The sequence below is a fragment of the Paenibacillus sp. UNC217MF genome, assembly GCF_000686865.1.
Lineage (GTDB): Bacteria > Bacillota > Bacilli > Paenibacillales > Paenibacillaceae > Paenibacillus_B > Paenibacillus_B suaedae.
This window is the reverse complement of record NZ_KK366028.1, coordinates 324,981-348,636: the sequence shown is the minus strand read 5'-3', so window position 1 is coordinate 348,636 and position 23,656 is coordinate 324,981. Positions and strand designations below refer to the sequence as shown.

General features: G+C 48.0%; 17 protein-coding genes and 1 riboswitch. Of the genes, 8 read left to right on the top strand and 9 right to left on the bottom strand.

The features are described from left to right. Positions 1 to 196 precede the first annotated feature (196 nt). The 3 genes from BP95_RS0123185 to BP95_RS0123175 all read right to left on the bottom strand — a co-directional run bounded on the left by BP95_RS0123185 (position 197) and on the right by BP95_RS0123175 (position 4,992). Entirely contained in the window at positions 197 to 2,107 is a 1,911-nt protein-coding gene (locus tag BP95_RS0123185) for a beta-N-acetylhexosaminidase (protein WP_021257267.1), read from the bottom strand. 261 nt (positions 2,108 to 2,368) lie between these two features. After that, entirely contained in the window at positions 2,369 to 3,256 is an 888-nt protein-coding gene (locus tag BP95_RS0123180; protein WP_021257268.1) for a formate/nitrite transporter family protein, read from the bottom strand. Between the two features lie 299 nt (positions 3,257 to 3,555). Further along, positions 3,556 to 4,992 (bottom strand): NAD(P)/FAD-dependent oxidoreductase, encoded by a 1,437-nt coding sequence (locus tag BP95_RS0123175; protein ID WP_021257269.1) that lies wholly within the window; start codon positions 4,990 to 4,992, stop codon positions 3,556 to 3,558. Positions 4,993 to 5,092: 100 nt separating this feature from the next. Continuing rightward, positions 5,093 to 5,191: riboswitch (purine riboswitch) on the bottom strand. 324 nt (positions 5,192 to 5,515) lie between these two features. Here BP95_RS0123175 and BP95_RS0123170 point away from each other — a divergent pair. From BP95_RS0123170 to BP95_RS0123160, 3 genes are all read left to right on the top strand, one after another. Next, positions 5,516 to 6,781, top strand: a complete 1,266-nt coding sequence (locus tag BP95_RS0123170) for a LytTR family transcriptional regulator DNA-binding domain-containing protein (protein ID WP_021257270.1) — start codon at positions 5,516 to 5,518, stop codon at positions 6,779 to 6,781. A 262-nt stretch (positions 6,782 to 7,043) separates the two neighbouring features. Continuing rightward, positions 7,044 to 7,898, top strand: coding sequence for an ABC transporter ATP-binding protein (locus BP95_RS0123165; protein ID WP_028533359.1), 855 nt, complete (start codon positions 7,044 to 7,046; stop codon positions 7,896 to 7,898). After that, the gene (locus BP95_RS0123160; RefSeq protein WP_021257272.1) at positions 7,895 to 8,608 is read left to right on the top strand and encodes an ABC transporter permease; all 714 of its coding nucleotides are present in this window, start codon (positions 7,895 to 7,897) and stop codon (positions 8,606 to 8,608) included. The genes BP95_RS0123165 and BP95_RS0123160 overlap by 4 nt, the downstream gene beginning before the upstream one ends. 133 nt (positions 8,609 to 8,741) lie before the next feature. Here BP95_RS0123160 and BP95_RS0123155 read toward each other — a convergent pair whose 3' ends face one another. From BP95_RS0123155 to BP95_RS32745, 3 genes are all read right to left on the bottom strand, one after another. Next, entirely contained in the window at positions 8,742 to 9,623 is an 882-nt protein-coding gene (locus BP95_RS0123155; protein ID WP_414813126.1) for an MgtC/SapB family protein, read from the bottom strand. An 823-nt stretch (positions 9,624 to 10,446) separates the two neighbouring features. Next, on the bottom strand, positions 10,447 to 10,611 hold the full coding sequence (locus BP95_RS33325) for a hypothetical protein (RefSeq protein WP_155987348.1): 165 nt from the start codon (positions 10,609 to 10,611) through the stop codon (positions 10,447 to 10,449). An 816-nt stretch (positions 10,612 to 11,427) separates the two neighbouring features. Beyond that, positions 11,428 to 11,871, bottom strand: a complete 444-nt coding sequence (locus BP95_RS32745; RefSeq protein ID WP_081819962.1) for a YciI family protein — start codon at positions 11,869 to 11,871, stop codon at positions 11,428 to 11,430. Positions 11,872 to 12,152: 281 nt separating this feature from the next. Here BP95_RS32745 and BP95_RS0123140 point away from each other — a divergent pair, with 281 nt between their 5' ends. The 4 genes from BP95_RS0123140 (at position 12,153) to BP95_RS0123125 (ending at position 18,292) form a co-directional block, all read left to right on the top strand. Next, complete coding sequence (locus tag BP95_RS0123140; protein WP_021257277.1) at positions 12,153 to 13,538, top strand: YjiH family protein; 1,386 nt, start codon at positions 12,153 to 12,155, stop codon at positions 13,536 to 13,538. Positions 13,539 to 13,822: 284 nt separating this feature from the next. Further along, positions 13,823 to 15,118 carry an MFS transporter gene (locus BP95_RS0123135; protein WP_021257278.1) on the top strand — a complete coding sequence of 432 codons (1,296 nt, stop codon included), beginning with the start codon at positions 13,823 to 13,825 and terminating at the stop codon, positions 15,116 to 15,118. Positions 15,119 to 15,524: 406 nt separating this feature from the next. After that, a complete protein-coding gene (locus tag BP95_RS0123130; RefSeq protein WP_021257279.1) occupies positions 15,525 to 16,481 on the top strand; it encodes a tetratricopeptide repeat protein in 957 nt (318 codons plus the stop codon). A 473-nt stretch (positions 16,482 to 16,954) separates the two neighbouring features. Further along, positions 16,955 to 18,292 (top strand): TrkH family potassium uptake protein, encoded by a 1,338-nt coding sequence (locus BP95_RS0123125; RefSeq protein WP_028533357.1) that lies wholly within the window; start codon positions 16,955 to 16,957, stop codon positions 18,290 to 18,292. A gap of 120 nt (positions 18,293 to 18,412) precedes the next feature. On the opposite strand, the gene BP95_RS0123120 is transcribed toward BP95_RS0123125, so the two are convergent. Further along, entirely contained in the window at positions 18,413 to 19,774 is a 1,362-nt protein-coding gene (locus BP95_RS0123120; protein WP_021257281.1) for a nucleobase:cation symporter-2 family protein, read from the bottom strand. 286 nt (positions 19,775 to 20,060) lie between these two features. On the opposite strand from BP95_RS0123120, the gene BP95_RS0123115 reads away from it, so the two are divergent. Next, entirely contained in the window at positions 20,061 to 21,038 is a 978-nt protein-coding gene (locus BP95_RS0123115) for an aromatic ring-hydroxylating oxygenase subunit alpha (protein WP_028533356.1), read from the top strand. A 334-nt stretch (positions 21,039 to 21,372) separates the two neighbouring features. On the opposite strand, the gene BP95_RS0123110 is transcribed toward BP95_RS0123115, so the two are convergent. Together BP95_RS0123110 and BP95_RS0123105 are read right to left on the bottom strand one after the other, a co-directional pair. Then, a complete protein-coding gene (locus BP95_RS0123110; protein WP_036667561.1) occupies positions 21,373 to 22,713 on the bottom strand; it encodes a radical SAM/SPASM domain-containing protein in 1,341 nt (446 codons plus the stop codon). Positions 22,714 to 23,135: 422 nt separating this feature from the next. Further along, positions 23,136 to 23,624, bottom strand: coding sequence for a CcdC family protein (locus BP95_RS0123105; RefSeq protein WP_021257284.1), 489 nt, complete (start codon positions 23,622 to 23,624; stop codon positions 23,136 to 23,138). Between the last annotated feature and the right edge of the window lie 32 nt (positions 23,625 to 23,656).

The following is a 23,656-nucleotide window of genomic DNA, read 5'->3' as shown; positions in this document are numbered from 1 at the left end:
TGAAGCTCCATCATGCCTAGCACCACAACAACAAGAAAACCCGGGTCGTAACCGACCGGGCCCCCTCGCTGCTGTATACAGCAGCCTATTACCATAGTTCGCTGTAGTAGCATCGTGCTTGCCATCGAACCTTGCACATGTCTCCTGCAAGCACGATAAGGTATTTACATCCCATTGACTTCGCTGCCTGGCGATATTAGATTGCCGAGAACACGGTACCCGTCACCATGCGATGGAAGAACGGCTGATGTGCGATGCGATCCCCTGCCACTGGATCATCACTGTAGAATGGCAGACGTTCTGCATCAAGCTCCTCCAAGCGATCTACGCGGCCTTCCACGAAGTCGAGAATCCGATCTTCCGCCGACTGCAGCCGTGCAAGCACGGTACCATAGCGGCTGTCGAGCACTTCCCAGCCGAATGGCTTGCTTGTCGCCATCCATAATGCACGATGCGCCTTGCGCGCTTCATCGACCAGCGGACGAACGGACGGAATGACATCAGCGGCAATGCGGCGAAGCTCATCCTTATCACCATTCTGGTACGCGCGCGTGACCTGCACGCCAAGCATCGACTTTGCGCCAACAGCCTTGGACAACTTCGCATACATATCAAACACGAGCGCATGATCTCCTGCGGTATTGTCACGTGCAGCCACGAGGCGTTCAGCAAGCTCACTGTAATGCTTCGGCAGCTGCGACTCCAGCTCTTCTGTCAAATAGATATCAAACAACCCGATCAATGTGTCTTGGAACAACAGGAACTTCGAACCGTTCGAACCGTGCATGTTGTTCTTCGTTACACCCGGTGTCTCATCCAAGTAAGTGAGCTGCCAGTAATCATCGAAGCTCTGTCCGGTGCACAGCTGGAAGCGTTCCTTCATCTTCGCTTCATCGACTTCCCCTTCGGTATAGCCGTGCTCAGCGAACAATTGCAAGCCTGGCAGAATTGTCATATGATTCGTCTCCTGCCCGTTGTCGCCCCATGCTGTCGCGAACACTTCCTTAATGCCCTTCGACTTGCAGGCAAGCAGCGCTGGATTCGTATTCTGCCACGTCTTCCCGTAGTTCGGACTCATCGCGCCCCATACCCAGACGCCTCCAGCGAATACCGGATCAGAGCCCAGTTGGCGATGCTTCTCGATAAATTCCTCGTAGAAGCCTTGATCATCATGGTAGTAATCCCAGTAGACGAATTGTACGCCCTTCGGAATTTGATCAACAACTTCATTCGAGAAGTTAATGTCGAGATCATAGTAGTGGCCGCCGTTTTTCATAAGCAGGTGGAAGTACATATCACTCCACATCATCGGCGTAAGGCCATGTTTGCTCGTAATCTCTAATACGCGCGCCAAATGCTCGTTCATAATATCGAATCGCTCTCGGAAGCCATGCTTGTGCATATATTTGCCTAGACCAAGCCCGAACGCCTCATCCATCCCGATGTGAATGCGCTTGGAACGCAGCGGCTTCGTTGACGCTACAATCATATCCTCAATGAATCGATAGGTCTCCTCTTCTCCTACAAGAAGGACGTCCTCTGTATCCTTCATCTCATTCGCATAGTCCCACTTCAGCGCCTGCGCCAAGTGACCAAGTGTCTGAATGCATGCCACTACCTCAATTCCGAACAACGCGGCATACTGGTCAATCTCATAGAGTTCCTCCGCGGTATAGCGTCCGCGCATGTAGCCGAAATACGGACGACCTGGAACCTCATACGTATCTTCGGTATATATCATTGCGCCGTTCAAGCCCATTAACGCCATTGAGCGCAGCGTCTGCTTCATCATATGTACATTCGGAACTGCGTTCCGAGATGCATCAATCATCGTTCCGTTATACGTGAATTGCGGATGCTCTATAATATCGAATGGCTGCCCCTTGCGCAGCTGCTCAACGAACAAGCCCAGTGCACGGAAGAAATGAATATCCGACTCATAGCGGATCAAGCCTTCTGCACCATCCCATGCGGCACGAAGCGACCCCTCTCCCTGCTCTACGCGAACTGTAGTGCCTTCTGTCCCCACTTCCACCTTCAATAATGACTTCAATTCGAGAATCCCTGGTAATACATGTTCGATACTGCCCGTAAAATGCAACTTCACAGCCAGATCCCTCCCCACGAGTTAGTTGGATACGCTTACAGATACAGCGAGGTATCGGTATCTTTTTATAGAATGCGAAATGCGGAAATAAATTTGTCACCCGTAGTTTACCACATCTATCCCCTGCGTAAGTGACAAGCCCGTGAATTCCTATGAAAAAAACGTCATATCGATGACGCAAAAAAGGCCTAGCCTCGATGGACTAGACCTTACCTATCTTCTTTTTCAACATCACTTGGCATGCTCTAATCCCAATACCCTCTAATGGACAGGTGCACTTGCACTTCCTGACGATGCCACCTTGCTTGCATTGCCCACTTCTTGCACATTCGTTGATGTGTTTGAGACACCTGCCGCAGCTGCCTGCTTCTGCTCTTGCTGCGAACGCAAATATACCATATAGTAAGCCCCTGCAACGAACACGACGCCTCCAACCAAATTGCCCAGCCATACCGGCACGAAGTTCGTCAAATATTGTCCCCAGCTAAAATGACCCTCAAAGATCGCAGCCGGAATTACGAACATATTCGCTACAACGTGCTGGAAGCCAATCGCAACGAACGCCATCGTTGGGAACCATATCCCCATGATTTTCCCACTGAAGCTCTTTGCTCCATAGGCAAGCCATACCGCTAGTGCAACTAACCAGTTGCAGCCAATCCCACTTACAAAGGCTTGAATGAAACTATCGTCCAGCTTATGCGCAGCCACATCTACCGTTTTCTGCAAATAAACGCCGGAACCAGTCAAACCAACCACGTGACCGAAGAAGTATGCCACGAACAGCGCACCTAAGAAGTTGGCAATCGTAATGACGACAAGATTGCGAATGACCTCTACCGTAGATATGCGTCCCTTCATCCGAGCAAGTGGTACAGCCATCATATTCCCTGTCAACAGCTCACCCCCTGCTAACAAGACCAGAATAAGACCAACCGGGAACAGCGACGCTCCAATTAGGCTATTGATGCTCCCCCATTCCGCAGGTGCTCCAGCTGTTACACGTATATATAAGAGATAACCAAGCGCAATAAATGCGCCGGCAAGGAATCCTAGAATCATCATGGCGGACAATGGGTTCTTCGCCTTAATCGTTCCGGTATCTACTGTCGCTTCCGCAATTTGCTGCGGCTTCAAATAACCTGACATCGACATGACCTCCTGCTTATGCTTATTTGGATGCAAGCCCCATCATTTCCAAGGCCACACCCCATCCGCACCTACTCAGATACGAATAATTCCAGTTGGAATGTCAGCTGAACAGGTTGCAAATTCATTGTAACGGAGCCCCAATTCCGATGTTGTGCATTTTATCACAAAGCATCTTTCAAATATTGTCCATTTTGCGTATAACCCCGTACATGACCGCTCTACGCAAAAAAGCCAGTAAGTCTCACGATCGACTCACTGGCCATAAGCTGTATATGTTGTTGACCTGCAATGTGAAATTATGCCCCGCGCTTTGCAACAATGCTCCGTGCAATGTGTACACCTGCAGCACCCGCTTGTGCGAGCCCACGCGTAATGCCCGCGCCATCTCCACCGCAGTACAAGCCATCAATTTCGGATTCCAATGTCGTATCCAGCTTCGGACGAGCGGAGTAGAATTTCGCCTCAACCCCATAGAATAACGTGTGCTCAGAAGCGATGCCTGGTGTTACGCGATCAAGCGCTTCAACCATTTCGATAAGGCTCTTCATCGTATTATACGGAAGCACAAGACCCAAATCTCCAGCAACAGCTTCTTTCAAGGTAGGCTCCAAGAAGCCCTCTTGGATGCGCTTCTCCGTGGAGCGGCGGCCGCGAATGATATCCCCGTACTTCTGAACGATAATCCCGCCTCCGGACAAATCATTTGCACGCTTGCAGATTTCACGAGCGTACTCATTTGGCTTGTCGAACGGTTCCGTGAACTTGTGCGAGACAAGCAATGCAAAGTTCGTATTCGCAGAACCAAGCTTCGGATCCTTGTAGGAGTGCCCGTTGGCACACATGATCCCACTGTGATTCTCGACCACGACATGGCCAGATGGATTGCTGCAGAAGGTACGCACTTGTGTGCCGACAGACGTATTGAACACGAATTTCCCTTCATACAGGTGCTCGTTGATTTCGCGCATGACGATATCCGATGTCTCCACACGCACCCCAACGTCCACTTGGTTGTTGTACATTTTCAAGCGGCGCTTCTTCAATATCTCCGTCAGCCACGCAGAACCGTCACGTCCTGGTACGATGACCACTTGATCCGCTTCATGCTTCTCGCCGCTCTTCAGTTCAATCCCCTTCACAATATGGCGTCCATCCTGCTTCTCTGTAATCAGATCCGCTACTTCGGTCTTATAGGCCATATCGATACGAGTCTTCAAATATTCATAAATGGATTTCAAAATCTCCAAGTTCTGCTCAGTGCCCAGATGTCGAACTTGTGCGCGAAGCAGCTTCAAGCCAGCAGAATATCCAAGCTGCTCAATACGGCGAACCGTTTCTGTCGTTGGATCGGTAATGTCCGTCGTCGCTCCGTGCTCCAAGTTGATTGCATCTACATATTTAATCAAGTCCAGTACTTGCGAAGCTGGCAAGAAGTCTGTCAGCCAACCCCCGAACTCTGTAGTTACGTTAAATTTCCCATCACTATATGCCCCTGCTCCACCGAAGCCGTTCGTAATCGAACAAGCTGGAAGACAACCAGCAAAGTCCTTCTTCCCTGCCGCTGGAGGACACTTCTGAATCTTCTCCTCCAAAATCGGACAGTTGCGGCGATAAATATCATGTCCCTTATCTACAAGCAAAACCTTCAATTGCGGTGCCTTCAAAGATAATTCATAACAAGTGAAAATACCGGCCGGACCTGCTCCTACAACAATTACATCATATTTACTCATTGTTTCCTCCTCGATGCTCACGATGTCTCGGTCTATTTCTCTTCTATCCGATGAGCCTGCACCTATTTGGGCAAAAAAAATATCCCGTTACGTTCAGGTATGCCAAAGCATACCTACTCGTAGTCAGGAATTTACGGCTCCTGGTAGAGACCCCTAGACCTTATCTCTGGGATATACGAACAGGATAAACAAAAAAATGGCCAATCAATCCTTGCCACCCACTTCTGTGGGAGCAACCTTATTGTATCGAAATTTAGCGAACAAGTCAACATCATTCCCGCCCAATGTTCGTAAATTATTTATAAATATCATTTTTATTCACATTGGTAAATGACATTATGGTCGAAATCCGAACATTAACAACACCTCCCCTTACTTAATGTCTTACTCTATCTCTCCCCCCAGCAAGGAAAGTACATATTAGTCAGGTTAATATCTACCCAAATCTAGGTTCTCGATATATCATTTACCTATATGATCTATCTCACAACAATGAATGGGCATACTGATTGGAGGTTCGCGTATGAACGCGCAGGAACCCCCCTACGGGGAAGGACTTATTATTGATAAGTTATATGTGACGAAGGGCAATTCCACACTGTTAGATGCGCTGAGCGTACAAATACATCCCGGGCAATGCATTGCAGTGCAAAGCAACCATATTACGGGACAGTTAATTATCGATCTGCTTATGAATCGAGCTAAGCCCTCTGCCGGCAGTGTAACCTGGCGTGGAGTGCCACTCTCCTCTGCCTCACTCGCCTCCAAGATCGGCTGGATTCGGCAGGGCGATCCCCTCTACGAGCGATTAACACCGAAGGATGCCCTTATCTTCTATATGAAGATGTATGGAGCCTACCATAAAGATCGACTTGAGCAGCTATTGAAGTTAACCGGTCTGCATGAGTGCGTGAATACACCGCTTGGCAAATGTACGTTATCTGAGCAGCGCCGATTCCACTTGGCGAGAGCCGCTGCTCATCGTCCGGAACTAATCGTCATCGAGGATCCCGAATTCCACATGGATTTGGAGAGCAGCTACCTGCTTCGGCAATGGATCAACACTATGTGCGAAGAAGGCGCTTCAATTTTCATGACCGTGCCTTCCTTAGAAAGCGCGCTTACGATGACCAATCATGTCGTTCGCTTAACACCATCGGGCTTCAAGTCCGTTATCATTGAGGATGAGGCACCTGAAACAGGGGCACTTCCGGAAGTTGAGATCATTGAAAATGACGAGCACACAACCGATGCTGTTCAGCAAGTGCTAGCAGCGGTAGCCGAAGATGGTGGACAAGAAGGCACCGGAACGACGGAGTCTCTGAATGAAGATGTTAGCAGCCTACCATCAACCAAGGACAAGAAGTCCACAATACAAGCCGCTGAGAACGAAGAGGATGAGCCTGAATCCTCTTCAGCTGGAGCTGGACAACGCTTCGTCCCTCAAATCAGCTTCGATAAGATTCCAGCGCGCATCGAAGACAAAATCGTGCTTATCGATCCACTGGAACTGAATTATATTGAAAGCCAAGACGGGGCTTCCCAGCTTCATATGCATTCGGGTTCCCTCCCCTGTACAATGACGCTGACGGAACTGGAGCGCAAGCTTAAGGCATTCGGATTTTTCCGCTGCCACCGTTCTTACTTGGTCAACCTGCAGCGTGTACGCGAGGTCATTATTTGGTCGCGCAACAGCTACAGCCTCGTCCTCGATGATGAGAATAAGAGCAAGGTACCACTCTCCAAGAATAAATATGAAGAAATGAAGGCCATTATGGGGATCGGATAATTCATCGACTGCGCCATTCATCAGGAAAGCTGTATTATCCACTCTCTCATTGGCTCCATTCCCCCCGCGAAATGCTCCATTCAACCTCTGGAGCACTCTATTCGCGGGGTTTTTGAGGTGATGATCACCCTTTCGCGATACGATAAGGATGTCGACAGGGACGGCAGCGCAGCAATGAGCCGACTCAGCCGCAAGCGAATAATAGCGGCACCGGCTTTCACATCGTACACAATATCATTTATATAAAGCGAGGGTCACTCACATGGAACCAATTATCGAAGTAAGAGCAATGACCAAGACATTCGGCAATAAGCAAGCCATCAAGCCAATTGACTTCACAATTGAACGCGGTGAAATCTTCGGATTTCTGGGACCTAGCGGCTCCGGCAAGACAACAACCGTTAAGATACTGACTGGTCAACTGCTTCCTACGTCAGGCACAGCCCGCGTATTTGGCGTAGACATCGCAAAGATGAAGGATTCGGAACGCCAGCAGCATCTATCTCGCATCGGCATATTGACGGATAACAGTACCTTGTACGATCGGCTCACCATTGAAGACAATCTTGTATTGTTCTGCAAGTTGTATAATGTGCCAACGAGCCGAGTACAGGAAGCGCTGGAACAGGTTAACTTAACGAATGAACGCAAAACGGCTGTTAAACAGTTGTCCAAAGGGATGAAGCAGCGGGTAACACTCGCACGTGCCTTGCTCCATAAGCCCGATATTTTGTTCTTAGATGAACCGACATCTGCTCTTGATCCAACAAATACAAAACGAATTCATGAGGCGCTGCGCGAACTTAACCGCATGGGCACAACCATTTTCCTGACGACACATGACATGGAAGAAGCAGAATCGCTATGCGATCGCATTGCATTCCTCCATAATGGATGCATTGCTGCCATGGATACACCTCAGCAGCTGCGGCTAGCCCATATGGATCATGGCATTACGGTTGTTACAACAGATGGAACCCACACCGTTGAGCGCGACGATAGTGGAGCCAAGCGCATTCATGACTGGATGACTTCCGGCAAGCTAGTATCGATCCATTCGAACGAACCGACATTAAGCGATATTTTCATTAAAGTGACTGGAGGCGTATTACAATGACATTTTCGATAAATCGTGTATCTGCAATGATTCAGAAGGAATGGAAAGACGCTCTGAAGAATCAAATGCTTTTAATCACTGCCGCTTTGCCGCTTATTTTCGCTTTTATGTTCAGCAAAGGAGAAGCCAGTGATGGCGCCACTCTTCTGATGATGCCAGTTAATATGGCGCTGCTCATGACCTGTTTATTTGTTCAATCTATGATCGTTGCGGAAGAGAAGGAGAAGCATACGCTGCGCGTACTGATGCTGTCCCCTGCCAAGCCGATCGAAGTATTGCTGGGCAAGAGCGCAATCTCCGTATTCTTGACCGTATGTGCGCTTGTCGCAACATTTCTGATTGCAAATACACCAGCTCTTCCGCTTGTCGGTCTTGTTATGCTGATTGTACCAAGTCTCATCATGTATGTAGCATTCGGAACTCTTACCGGTTTGCTTTCCCGTACGATGATGGAAACTTCTTTTGTAGGTATGCCGCTGATGATCATCTTCTTGATGGGGCCAATGTTCAAGTCTATCTTTAATAGCACCCTGGTAAATACGATTGTGGATTACTTGCCAACATCTCAATTGTCAGCAGCAGCCGAGAAACTGTGGGATGGACAAGGAACATCATCCATTTTAATCCATACTGGCATCATCTCCATCTGGATGGCTGCAGCGATTATCATTACATTGATTGTATATCGCAGCAAGCGTTACGACGCATAATGAGCTTGTCCGACAGGAACACCATTATTTCCCGAGAAATATACGGCGGCTTTCTACTCAAGCTGCAACACGAACAGCACAGCCCTGGAAGAGTACACGCTCTCGGCTGTGCTGTCTTTGTGTGATGCAGGTATTACTTGGATTGCTCTTCTACAGATTGACCCTCCTGCTTGCGTTCGAACAAGTCGCTAAGACCCCATCTGCTCTTCTCCGCGGTCGATTCATCGATGCCAAAATGCTTCACAGCCCTCACGCACGGCTCAGAAAGCAGCTTCTCCAGCAGCTTATCGATATGCCATGTACGGCATTTCAATGTTACCTGCAGCAGCACACAGCAATAGCTATCTAGTTCACTTGATTCCTCTACTAGTGGATAGACGGTTGCTCTAGCCTCCGCTCCTCGATCCACAGGTTCAATGGAAATGTCCGATATGGCAATGTTCTGTTCCTTCAGAATAAATAGAACCTTCCCGATATGGCGCGGTCCGTCCGCAATAACAAGTGCAAGCTGCCTTACAGAGGCTGATTTCGAGAAGAGCGAGAATTTTTTCTCCAGCTTGTTCAACATGAATAAGCTGAAGAATGCTGTAAATGCGGTCAGTAGCGCTCCGTAGTAGAAGCCTGCTCCAACCGCCAAGCCTATCGCGGCAACTACCCATAAAGAGGCGGCAGTCGTTAGTCCTGATACGGTCATGCCCGTCCTAAGTATCGTTCCCGCACCAAGAAATCCGATCCCACTAATCACTTGAGCTGCTAGCCGGGCAGGGTCCATGCGTACATTCGTTTCATAAATAAAGCTTGAAAAGCCGTAACTCGACAACATCATAATGAGCGCAGAACCAAGACAAACGAGAATATGCGTACGGAATCCAGCCGCATGCTCCCCAAATTCGCGCTCCAATCCAATTGCTCCGCCCAACACAACGGCAGTGACGACACGCAGGGTAAGCTCCAGCATGCCGATTTGCCATACTTCTGGATGAACGCCTAATTCCATAATTCGTATCAGCCTCATTCGTAGATGCCCTGTTCCAACCGCAGATCAAATAGTGGAGAATGAGTATGGGCACATTGTTATTATTTTTTGTAAGCGCTTCCTATAAGAGTTTTGTTAACTCCTCTCACCCCCGCACTACATCTGGATGCAGCTTCTCAAGCAATATCCATGTTGAACATCATCGTCTCTTCGAATAAACCTTAGAGTTCCTGCTCCATATAAGTAAGGCTGGAAAATCGAGTATATAATCTGGATTATATGCGCTTGTCACCAAAGTAGAACGAATCGTTTATTATTCTTCATTCGATAACATGACACTTGAAGCTATGAAGCGGTTCATACATTCGCAGTCCTATTGTTGCGTATTTTCTCGTCTATTAAATTCCTTTTTCTCCCATGTTAGAATAATATTGATCATAAATTATCGAAAAATGAGAGAAGGTGTCTTATTGGATGGTACAAATATTGTCCATAGGTGAACTCATCCACACGTACAGACACAAGCAAGGCATGGCGTTGTCCCAATTAACAACATTGACAGGTATACATAAAGCCATCATATCCAAAATCGAAAACGGCGAGGTCAGGCGACCCAAATGGATTTACAGAAGCATTTACGATGACGTCAGAGTGCACAACCACGGGGATTTTTCTTTTTCTTACTGTTGTTCAGATTTGCGCATTTTAGCATAGACGGACTAATATTGGAACAACGAGAGATTATACTCTCACTTACAAAAAATTCTTGTTGTTACCTGTTTAACTGTATTTCGTACCAAAAGTAGAGTGCCATACACGATAAAGACATTTACCGCATATAAATCAAGCCTCCATGAACATTCTACTGCATTTCTCCATAAAAAACTTCACTTGCATGACCTAACGGCTCCTTTGGACCATAAAAAACAAAGGGAACCGGAAATCCTAATTGTTTGCCATTATTTCCAATTAGTAATAATAGAATAGGCAAGATCAAGCTAACAACAAAAATAAATTTACTTTTCATCAACACAATCTCCTTTTTACCATTGAAATTTACATATACACAAAAAATTAGGAGAGTATTACATGTCTAAAAACTTACTTCATTGTTTTTTCACTAGTACCGATTTTTTTACTGGCAAGTTCTGCGTTTGCTGAAGAAGGAAAAAATGTTTTAACGTTCGAGCAGAAGGAGCAATTGAAGGATATTGAAAAAAAGTATACGGCGATGTTGAAATTTTCTTTCCTGATTCTATTGGATCAGAACAGTTATCCTTGAACTCTACCGACTCTTCGGAAAGAATGAAATTCAATTCCGTAGAAGAACTTGAAGCATTGGAGACATTAGTACTTTGGGGTCATCTCCATTATATACTGGACATGTCAAATGGTATGCAGCTTTATTGGGTGGAACGTTTTCTTGGAAAAACATCGATTATATGTATGAAGTTAATTTTGACAGAGACGGTAATGGGTACATGAGCAGAATTTATGATGTTACTTCTTACTTAAGCCTATGCAGCTCAGCGCTTCTGCTCTACTGCTCCCCTGTTCGTTATTTCAAATATGTTTCCATCCCCCCTCCTATTGCTCCTTTCAACCGACAAAAGACACTTTTCAACCGGAATATAAGGAATGAACATATAGATGCCTATAGAATAAGGGTATCAAATCAATCGAGGGGACGTTGAAACAAATGATGAAGAAGCAAAATGAAAAGAACACTTGGACTTGGAGCGCATTGAAATCGAAGAGAGCATTTTGGTTATATTCCGGAATCGCATTAGGTGCGGTTTTGGGTCATCTTACTAATAATCTGGGTACATTCGTGGCTGTTGGCTTATGTACCGGTGAGGCCATGTGGAAGACGTATCAGAGACAAGTTAGCACACAGCATGCAGAAGGATAAGCTGTACATAAATGAAGCGAGACTGCCGAACACGGCGAACGGTCTCGCTTTTTTAGTGTTATCAGCCCTGCTTAACCGCCTTATTTCTGAAATAAGCGCGCTTTGCAGGCTCGCATCTGCCTTCGTAGGACGGAAGGCAATATAATGATATTTCGCCACACCATGTACATAGAAAGGATCCTGCTCGATATAGGAGCGAGCTTCCTCCTCTGTCTGCGCATCAACGACGATAATTCCGCCTGTACGAGGCTCCTTCGGCCCGGATAGCAGAAATGCACCGCTCGAATAATGCTCGTCCAAAAAGGCACGATGGGCATCCAAATGTACATCCACATCGCTCATCGGCTTCGTATAGCTTAGCTCTACAACATACATGCTTGTACTCCTCCCTGATCTGCTTCATACATAGAAGCAGCCGATGCATCAAGTATTTCGCACGAACCGAATGAAGTCAAGAACTGCTCTGTTGACTCCTAGGTATACCTCGCAATGAATGACTTAGAAGAGATTATCAAAACATAGAAAATACAGGTGTGCTGCACCTTATTTTATTGTCACTTTTTGCTAACCATTCAACTCTTGGAATTCAACTCTATTTGTATTAAAGTAAACGATGTTGCATAAATATACCGCACTCCAAGGAGACTTATTTATACATGATAGCTAAGAACGACAACAATCAGCAAGATCCCTTGCATTCCCAGCAATTGAATATGGGTGGTCTGCTGCATTTCGCAATTCCATCCTTGCTCGGATTGTTCCTCTTCGTCATTCCGATCCCATGGAATGGTGAAGTGACCGTACCCATTGCATTTCTGGCCAAGCTCATCGGACAATGGCTTGCGCCGTGGCTCCCGCTTGCCGCTACAGTCATCATTGTATTGGCGTGGCTGGGGACGGCTTATACTTACTTGCGGAAACCGGCTAATCTGCTGCAACTGCCATTATGGAAGGCGCTGTTCGCCATCTCTCCCTTCTGGTTCGCTGCACGGACGGTAGGCATGATATTTGCCTTCATCACCTATTTCCAGATTGGGCCTGAATGGATATGGTCGGAGCATACTGGAGGCATGCTGCTTACGAGCTTGATTCCAGGCTTGTTCGTCGTATTTATGCTCGCTGGCCTGCTCCTGCCGCTATTGGTTGATTTCGGACTGCTTGAATTTTTCGGTACGCTTATGACCAAGATTATGCGGCCTATCTTCACCTTGCCGGGCCGTTCTTCCATCAACTGCATGGCATCATGGCTTGGCGACGGTACAATCGGAGTCATGATGACAAGCAAACAGTACGAGGCTGGGTACTATACGAAGCGTGAAGCTGCCGTAATCGGCACAACATTCACAGCCGTATCTATAACTTTCAGCTTCATCGTTTTAAGCAACGTGAACCTGGCGCATATGTTTCTTCCGTTCTATGTGACGGTCACATTAGCTGGCATGATCGCAGCCATCATTATGCCGCGCATACCGCCGTTGTCGCGCAAGCCAGACACGTATGCGCCAGGCGCAACCCCAGCAGAGGATGAATCGATCCCATCTGCATGGAGCCCTTGGCAATGGGGACTTCGTCAAGCGGTAAGCAAGGCACGACAACATGAAGGAGCCGGTTCCTTCATGCGGGAAGGCTGTAAAAATACGATTGACCTATGGATTGGCGTGATTCCCGTTGTTATGGCCATCGGCACCATCGCCGTAGCCATTGCAGAGTATACCCCAATCTTCCAATGGCTCGGCGCACCGTTCATCCCGATTTTGCAGCTGTTGGGACTCCCCGAAGCAGCGGCGGCTTCGCAGACGATATTGGTTGGATTCGCGGACATGTTTCTGCCTACGGTGCTGGGTTCTGGCATCGAAAGTGAGATGACCAGGTTCGTCATTGCCGCTCTATCCGTCACGCAGCTCATCTATATGTCTGAGGTAGGTGGATTGCTGTTAGGCTCCAAGCTGCCTGTTAATATGAAGGATCTATTTATTATTTTCCTGCTCCGTACGTTAATTACATTGCCGATTATCGCAATCGCTGCACATCTACTGTTCTGATTGTGAAAATCTAAGATATGGCTCTGTCTTGCGAGATATTTTCTAATTTTCTCCAAGATAAGGGCCATTTTCTATATTGCAACAATGATCAAAAACGATTATCGTTACATCATTCCATCCTTATGACAATCGTTCACCTTAGAAATAGATTTTCTCTCACCCTTGAAACTTCATCTTATTAGAACTATGAACCACCGGCTGAGCCGACAAGGCAGCTCTTTCGCCTGATTTCCAATGTCGATCACTGCTCTGCTATGGATTCGCCTCAGGAAAGGAGTTCTTCCATGGACAACAAATCATCTTCATCATCTATTGCAGCATCCTCACAGGGACATTCGCCATCACGAACGGAGTCCCCAAGCTTGGAGCCAAAAGCACATCTTCAAGCGGACACCATATTCCGCATTCTGCTTGCGATCAGCTTCGTTCACTTGTTCAATGATTCGATTCAGGCTGTTATTCCAGCAATCTTCCCTATCCTCAAGTCATCGATGAATCTTACATACGCCCAGATCGGTTGGATCTCCTTTGCGATTAACGTGACTGCCTCCCTGCTTCAGCCTGTGGTTGGGTATGCTGCGGATCGCAGACCAACACCTGCACTGCTTCCTATTGGCATGTGCTTCACCTTCGCTGGTGTATTGCTGCTTGCCTATGCACCGAATTATATTCTGGTGCTGCTTGCCGTTGTGCTCGTCGGCTTCGGATCAGCCGCCTTCCATCCAGAAGGGATGAGAGTAGCCCATATGGCTGCCGGCGCCCGCAAAGGGCTGGCCCAATCCATCTTCCAAGTTGGCGGCAATGCAGGGCAATCCCTTGCACCGATGCTGACCAAGTGGATATTCATCCCCTTCGGACAATCAGGCGCGCTCGTATTTACATTCGTTGCAGGGGCAGGTATCGCGGTACAAACCTATATTGCACGCTGGTATCGAGCTATGCTCGATAGCGGTTATGCATTCAAGAAGCGGCACCAGGCACGCACGATGGATCCATCGAAGCGCAGCCGTATTCAATCCGCTACAATTATTTTAGTTGTGCTCGTCTTCGCGCGTTCGTGGTACACTGCCGCCATTGGCAGCTATTATTCGTTTTACTTGATGGAAGCCTATCATTTGACGCTCGATGATGCGCAAATTTATATTTTCTTATTCCTCGGAGCAGGGGCAGTGGGAACATTCTTCGGCGGTCCGCTTGCTGATCGTTTTGGAAGACGCAATCTTATTCTAGCATCGATGCTCGGCACTGCTCCCCTTGCCCTTGTACTGCCTTATCTGCCGCTGTTCTGGGCCGGTGTTGTGCTCGCGATTACAGGATTCATCCTCTTATCCAGCTTCTCGGTTACCGTAATATACGCGCAGCTGCTGCATCCCGGCAACATCGGAACCGTATCGGGGCTAATTACGGGATTTGCCTTCGGAATGGGCGGGATTGGCGCATTGGCACTTGGTTATTTCATTGATACATGGGGGATTGAAGCTGTAATGATCGTGTGTGGATTCCTCCCCTTAATCGGCCTCCTGACTTGGATGCTGCCAAGCGACAACACGCTCCATCAATGGGCAAAAGAAATATCGTAGCATGTCGTTATCAGCTCCAATGAACAACACACCTCTTATGTCCCGATGCTATCCGGCACTTGATCGAACAGGTGCTGGGTAGCATCGGCTATTCGTGCAAATTCACCCTTTGAACCTTCCCTTGCAGCAAATCGAATTTAATATTATTAGAAAATGGAAGCCCGCTTCCCCTTGCCCCAGACGCGATGTAGGTCTACAATATTGTCAACTTCACTTGAGGGGTTATTGCCATTCATTGCAGTCTAAGAGACGATGTCCTCCCATAGATAAGTGAAGGAATGAACCCGAAACCGGACACATAACGATGAGGACTGATTAGGTATGCACGTCAATCCATCATTTCAACAATCATGGATTTGCAATGCAATACAGACAACAATGGAGTACATCATGGAGGTGATGGAGGATGCCACAAGTAGACAATGAGGAACGAGAACAAGCCACGGTGAATGAACAGCCGAGTGAGACCGCTGAAGAGCAAGCCACAGCTGAGGAAGTAGAGGCTAGAGTCCGTCTCCAAGAGGCGATTCATCACGTGAATGAATTATATCAGAAGCAGAGATACCAAGAAGCACTGGAGGAAGCGATGCGTCTGCAGCAGCAGTATCCAGAGCACCCGACCGTCATGGCGCTGACAGCAGTCGTCCATAAGCCTGTCGCACCCGATCAAGCGCTCTATTGGGCCTCTGAAGCGTTGAAACGCGATACAAGACTGCCTGATGCCTGGCGCGTGCGCATGTCCATCTATTACGAGCGTCAAGAATGGCCAGCCTTCGAGACTGCTGCGAGGCAGCTTGCTGCGGTAACTGAGGAAGATCCTACGCCTCATCTGCTGCTTGCACAGTACCAGCTGCGCAAAGGCGCACTGGATCAAGCTCTCCTGTCGCTGGAACGCAGCATTGACATCGAGCCTGCCGGCATTGCTTACGCTACCTATAGCTATGTACTGGCGCAATTAAAGCGTTATCCAGAATCCCGAGAAGCAGAACGCAATGCATTAGCATGGCAGGAAAGACATTCCTACACGCTTATGCAGCTTGCTTGGGCAGCGGATCAGCGCGGTGAGCCCGAACGCGCCATGCAATTCATGCAAGATGCCATACGTCTTAATCCTGAAGATAATCAGGTAAGAGTAGAATATATGGATGCCCTGCAGAAATCTCACCCTTGGTTCCGCTTCGTATGGTGGCCTGCGCAGATGCTGCAGAAGCTGTCTCCATGGATTTTAGTCATATTATGGGCTGCATTTGCAATTATTCAACCCACATTGCTTATCGCATTTATCGTGCTTCATGTATCGACATATTGGATTAGCCGCGGATTCGTAAATTGGAAAGTATACGGAAAATTATGGGTGTCTTGAGCGGCACCCTACTCTCCTTAAACCCTCGACAGCATGCCATCCCATCATTTGAGCACATAAGATAACATCCGAACAACGCTCCACACCTAAGTACATGCTCATAACTCAAGCGGCTCGATTTAAAACGTTAGTCCGAATGCAACCCGTTTCCTCATTTCTCTTTGACCCGATAAGCACTCTCCCAGTGCCTCTCCACAGCGTCACCTTCTCTTCACTTTCCCATTCAGATCTATCACGTCTCGACCCCTTATGAACTCACTTCGCCGACTGCTCAACTGCCCTTGCAATGCTCTTTATAAAATAGGAAAATGTTCGTAAATGAAAATCGACCATTTACATCCACTCTGGGGAACGATATACTAGTGAACGTTTTGGAAAATGATCGACTCGAATGATGATCCAACGTACGCAAGATATTGAAACAGGATTCGATCCTTCCTCACTACTTATTTATGGCTAAAGGAGACGTTCACATGACTTCATGGAGAAAACGGACGATGCATTGGACGCCTGCCCGTGTGCTGGTTCTTGGTTTTTTGTCCATTATCACAATCGGGACATGCATCTTGATGCTGCCGATATCATTGGCAGCTGGACACTCCCTTTCCTTCATTGATGCCTTGTTCACCGCTACTTCAGCGGTATGCGTAACCGGTCTGGTTGTTGTTGATATTGGGACAACCTACTCTGCATTTGGACAAGGCGTAATTATATCACTCGTACAAATTGGCGGCATCGGCTTCATGTCCGTGGCCCTGCTCTTCTATCTCATGCTCGGCAAGCGCATTTCCTTGCGGGAACGCCTTATTTTGCAGGAGTCGATCAACGCAAATAGCATGGAAGGCATTGTACGGACCATTCGCCGCGTGATTATATTTGTTTTTATCATCCAGGGAACGGGAACCATTATACTGACATTGCGCTGGGCATTCGACATGCCGCTGCTGCAATCCTTCTATTACGGACTATTCCATTCGATCTCCCTATTCAACAACGGGGGATTCGATCTGTTCGGTTCCAGCTTCCAATTGCATGTTGATGATTTCGTAACGAATGTAGTTGCCATCTTCCTCGTGCTATCTGGCGGACTTGGCTTCATCGTACTTGCAGAATTGTATGAATTTCCGAAATCGCGACGATTGACGCTGCACTCGAAGGTGGTTTTGTCCATGACCGGTATTCTGGTCGTCGCAGGAGCTATCTTCATCTTTATCTTCGAGTTCCAGAATGCATACACGCTAGGATCGCTCAATTGGGACGGCAAAATATACGCTTCCTTCTTCCAGTCCATCTCCGCTCGTTCCTCGGGAACGACAACGGTAGATGTGTCTCATATGAAGCAGGTCACACAGTTCGGTCTTATTATTCTTATGTTCATCGGCGCCTCTCCAGGCTCTGCAGGCGGCGGAATTAAGACGACGACGTTCGCTATCCTATTGGCCGCCGTATATGCGATGCTGCGTGGACGCGAAGATGCGGTGCTGTTCCGTCATCGGCTTGCTAAGGATCAGATCATCAAAGCGTTGACGATTATCTTCCTTGCCATCTTCATGGTGCTCGGTGTATCCATGCTGCTGGCGATAACGGAAGATCAGCCGTTTATTACCTTGCTTTTCGAGACAGTGTCCGCTGTAGCAACAGTAGGATTGTCTATGGGGCTTACACCTGAAATGTCGGCATTCGGTAAGTTCGTCATCTGTGCCACCATGTTCATCGGCCGGATTGGTCCAATGACACTCGCCTATGCGCTCGGCAACCGCAAGGAACAGTCTCTGTATCGTTATCCAGAGGGCAAGATCATGATCGGATAGAACAACACAGCAAAAGGCAGCAAGCATCGCTTGCTGCCTTCTTTATTTCTCTGTATATATGACTACTATTGAATTACGCAAAACGTACTTCAGATTGAACCATAAGCACACAAGGTTCTACTAGGCCGTCTGTTCCCCGCCAGAACCCACCCCAGTGGATTCCGCCACTCCCTTCTTCTTGCCGCTTGGGATGACCAAATTCAGAATCAATGCCGCCAGCGCCCCGACAGTAATACCGGAGGACAATACGTATACCGCGAAATCAGGCAGACCCGTCAAGGCGCCCTCAGGAAGTACAGTTACAGCCATCGTAAGCAGGATTGGCACACCAATAATCATCATCGCACGCTCATCCAAGTCAACGAATTGAATAACCTTCAATCCATTCACGACAATGGCTACACAGACAACACCGAATATGCCGTTAATAACCGGCTCTGGAATGCACGTAATCGCTGCAGACAGCTTCGGCATCAGACCAAGCGCTATCAAGATACCGCCGCCTGCCATAATTGCCATCCGGCTTCCTACGCCTGTAACCGCGATCAGTCCTGCATTGGAAGAATAGCCTGTCATTGGCGTTCCTCCGAACAATGCCCCAACGAAGCAGCCTAGCCCTTCCCCAGCCGCAGCACGGTTCAAGCGCTCATCTGTGAGTTCCTTGCCTGTAATGGAAGAAATAACGAACCACGTTCCTGTTGTTTCAATCAGAATGATGAAGTAGACGAACATCATCGTCATAATCGCACTGAGATTGAATTCAGGCGCACCGAATGGGAAAAAGCTAGGAATCGAAAATGCGTCAGCCTCTGCTACCCGTGAGAAATCAACCTTGCCAAACATGGATGCAAACAGCGTACCCGCGACAATAGCCACAATGACCGAAATGAGGCGCGATACCGTACCCAGCTTCTTCGATTGCCGTCCAAGAAGCATACAAACAATAAGAATCCCCGCTGATACAGCAGCGATGAGAATATTCGTCCACAAGTCGCCTTCTGCACGATAAATATTGTTCATTCCCGTTGGCATCAAGGAAATACCGACAATCAGTATTACGGTTCCCCCTACCAGCGGTGGAATCATACGGCGTACAGCCTTCGCGAACCATTTCATCGGCATGCCGAGCAGCATCATGAGCAATGCCCCCGGTATTAAGCTCCCTGTCATGGCCCCTAATCCAAGCTTGCTTCCAATCGCCCCCATCGCGCCGATAGGCACATAGGACGGCCCCTGTACGACTGGCAGCCGTAAGCCGAAGCCCGTTTGGATTAAGGTCGCAATTCCTGTTCCGATAAAGCACATTTGAATAAAGAATGATGTGTCAGTTGCATTTAGTGACAGCAAGCCTGCAATAATGATCGGTGCGATGTACAAATCCATAGCCAACACGTGCTGGAGTCCTAATAAAAAGGCCTTCCCGGCGCCAATCTTATCATCCACCCCAACGACAAGCGTGTTCGACTTCGCTGATTGTTCCATGTGTGCTCATTTCCCCCCACGTATGCTGTAACGTTCGTTATGATTTTGATCACACCCTGATTATAGAGGGAACATTTCATTTTGTATAGACAAATTACGAATATTAATTATTGATATTTAATTATTGTTCGTGTTTTATATTGACTCGCTCCAATATATTTCCTAAAATAGTTGTGTAACTAGCAATAATACGAAGATTTCTTGTATTTCATCCAATAGATTAAGAACATTACATTCGGATTCAGCTATGGATACCCGGATCATTAAAAAGGAGACTGTCTACATCATGATCGTAAATGATGCCGTATTGCGTAATGAATGGATTGTTGCTTGCCGTGCACAGGATGTGCAGGAGAAGCCGCTGCAGGTGCTGATAATGGGAGAGCGTGTTGTCATTTTCCGGACAGAAGAAGGCGTGCATGCGTTCAAGGATTTGTGTGTGCATCGCGGGGCTGCGCTGTCGCTAGGCTGTGTGAAGGATGGGAAGCTTGTCTGTCCGTATCATGCATGGGAGTTCGAGGGCTCCGGCGCTTGTTCACGCATTCCACAGCTGCCAACGGATCAAGCCATTCCGAAGAAGGCGCATGCGATTACGTACGGTTGTGAGGAGCGCTATGGCCTAATTTGGGTCAACCTTGGCAACACGGAGACACCATGGTTCCCATTTGAAGAGTTCGGTGCCGAAGGCTGGCGCAATGTGATATGGGGGCCGCAATCCGTAGAAGCCAAGCCGCCGCGCATTGTAGAAAACTTCCTAGATGTTGGTCATCTCGCTGTTGTCCATGAGGGCTACTTAGGCGTAGAAACGCATACAGAGATTGGAGATTACCGGGTTCATCGTGTACCGGAGGGCATCCGTTCCGAGGAGATTGAAGTATTTCAGCCCGATCCAGACGGTTCCGGTCAAGCGAAGAATGTCTATTATACGTACGAGATTGCCCGTCCGCTTACAGTGAAGTTCACGAAGCGCGATAAGGAGACCGGACATCTCATGTCCATTCTGCTTACGGTGCAGCCGAAGGATGCAACGACCTCTGTAGCTTACGGGGTTCTGTCCTTCAGTTATGATCCGGGCCTATCAGACGAAGAGATCGTAAAGTTCCAAGACATGATATTCGCGCAGGACAAGCCAATCGTAGAAAATCAGAAACCAGAGGATCTGCCGCTTGATTTGCAAGTCGAGCTGTCACTGAAATGCGACCGTGTCAGCATCGCCTACCGCCAATATCTGAAAGAGCTTGGTGTTGTGTGGGGAACGGCGTAATGTAACCGGAATGTTGAGATGTCTATCCTTTCATGCCTTGTTGCGATTAATTCTTGTTGCAGGGAAATAGAGAAAAGCCTGGGAGTGGGGTTCCCAGGCTTTTAGCGTTACATACAATCGCAGCATTTCTGCTGTGACAAACATAAGCTTAGACATATGAATATGGATTAGCTCAAGCTTCCAGGTACAGACTTGGACAAGCGTCCAGTCTTGATGGATGTTGGCTTCGCTGCTGGCGAATCACTTTCACTTTCTTACTCACCTCCTTGCGATCATTGGATGTTCAGCATATGCAAGACCCGCTGTCAGAATGACAAGGCCTAGGTCGCTATTGTTATTGAATAGCTGACATGTGCTCTACAGATTGAAGCCAAATCGTACGCAGCACCTGCTTAATTTGCCGCTTCTCATAGGAGCATGGCCGCTCGCCTGACCGCATCCGATATAAAGGGCAGTGATTGCCCTGACAGGCTGGGCGGAAGAAGCAGGATTGACAGTTCTCATCTGTTTCTTCACCGGAAGTGGTCCAGACGGCCATTTTGTCCATATCGAGCTCTAATGTCCCATCTCCATGAATACACCCTAATTGATTGTTCGCTTGTTCAAGTGCTACCGAGCACTTATACAAATTGCCATCTGATCCGACAATCATCGAGTTCGGCTTCGCCGCATAGCAGACCGCCCCTGTCGGCAGCAAAATGTCCTTAATGAAGGAGCTTACTTGCAAGCCTGCCTGGATAGCTTCTTCATTCAATGCCCATATCTCCTTATCCTTAGTGCGGGCATCACATACCGAGAGCATCAGATCATTCTCTCCCCCCATGCAGCCGACTGGACGAAAGTAGACGGAGAACCGCTTGTCATCGCCGAACAAGTCATGCAGCACAGGGATGAATGCATGAACCGCATCCAGATTGCTATTGTCAAAGTTCACACGAATATTAATCTCGAATGGGCGCTTCACCTGCTTAAGCGAGAGCAAATTCGCAATGATGCGCTCATAGGTATCTCCGCCCCCAAATAATCCTCTTCGCGCATTGTGCACTTCAGCAGGACCATCAATCGTAACCATGTACCGATCAATATGTAAATCTAACAGTTGTTCGAACAGCCGCCGTGTTAAGTAATATCCATTCGTGGATATTTCCGCTTGATAAGCAACATCGTATTTGTCGCAAACATCGATGAACGCGGTCGACAGCTGCTCGATCACATGCGGAGCAAGCAGCGGCTCACCCCCATGCCAGCTGATGGTCAAGAAGTTGAGCGTCTTGGCCCGCTGCTCCATATAGGCGATTAATCCCTCTACGACTTCGTCCCGCATATTGCCCCGTGGGAAGTATTCGTAACAGTAGTTGCAGCGGAAGTTGCACGCTTCTGTTACAAGCAGTACCAAATGCATCGCATCAAGCTGGTGCATCGCCTGATGAAGGAACTGTGCGCGCCGCATCTCGTCCGTGTAAGCCGGAACAAGGAAGCCATGCTCCAATAAATCGCGATAGACGGCATTGTTCGGTTCCACCTCAGCCTGTCCCGGCCGCAGCCAAGACAGCACTCGTGTCTGTTCTTCCGCAGAGAACGAAGCAATTGCTCCAGAATAGCTGTTATATAGTACGAGCCCTCCATCATCAACCTTAGTCTGCGCATTGAACCGTGAAGGACGCCAAGTCACCATTGGCTGACTAGAAGAAGCCTTGTCAGCTGCATATTGGCTATTACAATGAGTGGTTGAAGTTGAAGCTCCTTGTGAACAGGTAGAGGCGCCCTCATTGTTTTCTGAATTCGGCTCTTGTTTCGCGCAAGCCGCACCCTGATAAGGCTGCTGCATGTTAGATGAGGAAGCTTGCCGAGAAGTATGTTGTGAGTCTTGTTGTGCCATGTCGTAATCCCATCCTTTTTCCTGTTAGCACACGTGCTTCTAGTCCTTCCATGATGACGCTCAGCACACAACAGGACAATGACACCCGTCACGTACTCGTGGATAGATACTCAAATCCAGCTATCATCCGTCCGTTTAACACAATGCAAAAAAGCTGCACCCAACCTTACAATGAAGGTGGGTACAGCTTCTTATTTACCTTAACCTCTCAACAATTGTTACTGCTCCACTCTCTCTGCCATCAGCTTCTTATACTGCATCATCATAGCCAAGCGCCATGGCAGCAGCATGCCGAATGCCAAAATAAAGAACATGGACGCACTCTGTGAGATTGACACATACTGCTCCACAACATCATGCAGAATGAGCCGCAGTACGAGCAATCCAACAATGACGACAATGAACATATTCGATCGCTTCAAATATACTTCCTCGCCAATTCGTTCGAACCGGGAGGTGCGAATAAGCGGATAGGCGAAGATCAATGCCCCTGCGAGGAAAGCTCCGATCGCCCATAGCCACGGTATACGCATCGCAGGTATTATGAACATACCGAATCCAGTTGCCATACCGATAGGCGGCATGATTATCTTCTTCATTGAGGTCGGCTTGTTCGCCGCACGCAGACGCAGTACGATTACCCCCGTCCCCGCACACAAGGACACAATCAGTGACATCAACTGTGATGACACGAGTGCATGTGACATGCACCATCACCTCCACTAAGTACAAGCCTATA